Source organism: Algoriphagus lacus, assembly GCF_003583985.1.
Taxonomy (GTDB): Bacteria; Bacteroidota; Bacteroidia; order Cytophagales; family Cyclobacteriaceae; genus Algoriphagus; species Algoriphagus lacus.
Genome location: NZ_QXML01000026.1, coordinates 1 through 2642, shown reverse-complemented (window position 1 = coordinate 2642; position 2642 = coordinate 1). Strand labels below are relative to the sequence as shown.

The window sequence follows — 2642 nt, the reverse complement described above, 5'->3', positions numbered from 1 at the left end:
TCAGATTCTAATATATATAATTTGGAAGGACTAGAGTTGAGTGAGTTGAAAGAATTTGAGGTGCATTATTGTAATGCATTAGAAAGTGTAAATGGAATTACTGGATTTAGTAATAATCTTATTAAAGTAGTGTTTGATAACTGTAAGAAGTTGAAGTATTATGAGGGTCTAAGATTTGCATTGAATATTGAAGTTCTTATTATGACTAATTGTGGAGATATTCCAAGTCTTTTCTGGCTAAGTGACCTGAAAAAATTAAAATTATTGAATTTTTTTAATACTAAATTGGTAGATGGCGATACTAGTTTTTGTCTTCCAATAGATGAAGTGATTTTTAAAAATCAAAATTATTATAACTTTAAACAAGTCGATTTTGATAGAAATAATTAACTTATCCCTGTTAAAGTGTAGAAAAAGTATTAGTAGGACTAGCTGGAGATTGCATTTACACCATTCTATCCAAACAAATTTATAATTTGATTTCTTGAAGGATGTTACTTTAAAGATTATTATTTAAGGATAAAAAAATAAAATTAGGAAACTATTTAAAACTAAAATTTTAACCAATCTTTTGGGAGTAGGTGTGTCGTGAAGTCCTTGATGTGAATCAAAGACATGTTGTATAGGAGATGATAGTAGGTCTACCGCAATCGCTGGGTAAGCGGAGGATGTAAACCACCTCTCGGTGCTGATTTGGTAACGAAGCGGGCACGGGAAGTTTCTGGACAAGAAGAAGGCAAGAGTCAACGAAGCCAGCTTCCTGACTGCAGGAACCAAGACGGCTCTTCTAGACGAACTGAACGAACTGGCGCTAAACACCCAAATGGCCGGAGGGCCCAACCCGATCGCGGTGCTGAATCTGGTGGATATCGTGGCCAAAGACCTGCAGAGGAAAGAGGCTCCGGAAGACTACCTGATCTATGCGCTGTATGACGAAGACAGCAACCGATATGAAGTTGAGGACCGAGCGTCAAGAAACAGTCCAGTGGACTGTTTTAGCGAGGGGCCAGATTGCAGGGTGGGAGTCCTGACACGCAATGCCGCCAACCAACACGAGGAACTGGAAGAGAAGCTAGCGAGCAGGAAAAATGGCTATATTGAAACCTTCGTGGTCAACGAGACCAGCCAGGACGTATGGTTTGACAACTTCAAGATCCTTAGTCAGGGATCGATCCTAGTACAAGAGACACACTACGATCCTTGGGGCTTGGAATTGACGGGCATCGGCTACGAGTACCCCGGAGTGAAGAAGAATAAGTACCTGTACAACGGCAAGGAACTGATCGAGGACGCAGGACTTCAATACTACGACTATGGGGCCAGGATGTATGATCCGGTGATCGGGAGATGGGGAGTAATTGACCCGTTGGCGGACAAAATGAGAAGACATTCACCTTACAATTATGCCTTTGATAATCCGATTAGATTTATTGATCCGGATGGGATGAAACCTAAAAACTGTTGTGGCCCCCCTTCTTCAGCATCTGTTTTTTATTCAGAATTTGAGAAGAATTTTGGGTCTCTTAAATATAAAGTCCAAGATTTCTTTAGTATTGGAAAATCTAATAGTATACCTGCTCAAAATCATCAGGCAGTTGGAATAGTAGCTACAACTGCGGGTGACTCAGGGCCTATGGATTCTGGAACAACTTCAGATAAATTGGAAATTCGTAACACCGATGGAGTTGGAGTAATTGGAGGAAGTTATCCTTCAGGGGATTTTGGAGAGGTAATGTCGGGAATTATGAATAGCCTTATGGGATTGGTTTCTGAATTTTTAGGTAATGCCGATGAAAACTCTGATTTAGAAGGTGAGAAAGAAGAAAACTCTTCTGTTCAAAAGGATGAGTTAACACCGAAAGAAACACCAAATAATGATACGACTTTTTTTGATCAGAAATTTCATCAGTCAGGAATTAAAACCACATATTCATATAAGATGGTTGTAAAAGGAGATACAACTACAAGGGAAAAAGTTGAAAGAAGTGAAGAATCAAGTAGAGCAACAAGGACTTATAATTGGAATAATAAAAAGGAATAAAATGGATTGTATTAAAATCATTAAAATGGGATTTATTGCGATTGTTTTTCTCTTATCCTCTTGTGTTAGGAATGAAAAACAAGTGTACTTAAAAGGGGAGGAGACTCTAACAATCTTCAATGACTCTGATAAAATAGTTTTGCACTTTGATTCTAAATCAAAAAAGATAAATCATATAAATTTGTTTGAGTCAGATGAAATTTATAATTTGTATTTTGATTCTTTACCAAAAATCGGGATCTACGGTAGTGTAAAAAGTAGGAGTGATTCCAAGGAGTATTCAGACTTTAAGTCGTATTTTATTGATCCTTTTGATTTTTATATTAATGATAGTATTAAAGTTTCTAAAAGAGAATCAGTTAATTCAATATTTGAATATAGGGTTAATGGTAGTTTAATTTATAGTTCTGTTTATGAAAATGGGGTGAAAACTTATAATGCTTTAAACTTAAAATTAATTGATTCCCAGTTTTTAAATGAAAATGAAGTGGACTTGTTATTAAGAGTTAATTTTGATTTTAGTGGGGAGCTTAGGTTTAAATATTATAATAAAAATCAAGATATACCTAGTGAAAAAATTTCTAAAAATTTATATCTGCTT

Annotated in this window: 3 protein-coding genes; all 3 read left to right on the top strand. The window is 36.1% G+C overall.

Features of this window, described 5'->3' with window-relative positions; all coding sequences use genetic code 11:
• The coding region (locus D0X99_RS20195) for a hypothetical protein (protein ID WP_199708187.1) at positions 1 to 390 on the top strand (390 nt) is incomplete at its 5' end.
• Between the two features lie 433 nt (positions 391 to 823).
• Positions 824 to 2041 (top strand): RHS repeat domain-containing protein, encoded by a 1218-nt coding sequence (locus D0X99_RS20190; protein ID WP_119479680.1) that lies wholly within the window; start codon positions 824 to 826, stop codon positions 2039 to 2041.
• A partial coding sequence (locus tag D0X99_RS20185) for a hypothetical protein (RefSeq protein WP_147392293.1) occupies positions 1986 to 2642 on the top strand: 657 nt, incomplete at its 3' end. The genes D0X99_RS20190 and D0X99_RS20185, both read left to right, overlap by 56 nt.

Bases quoted from the DNA above. Each gene is read 5' to 3' on its own strand.
- D0X99_RS20190 (WP_119479680.1), top strand. From the start codon at position 824: ATGGCCGGAGGGCCCAACCCGATCGCGGTGCTGAATCTGGTGGATATC.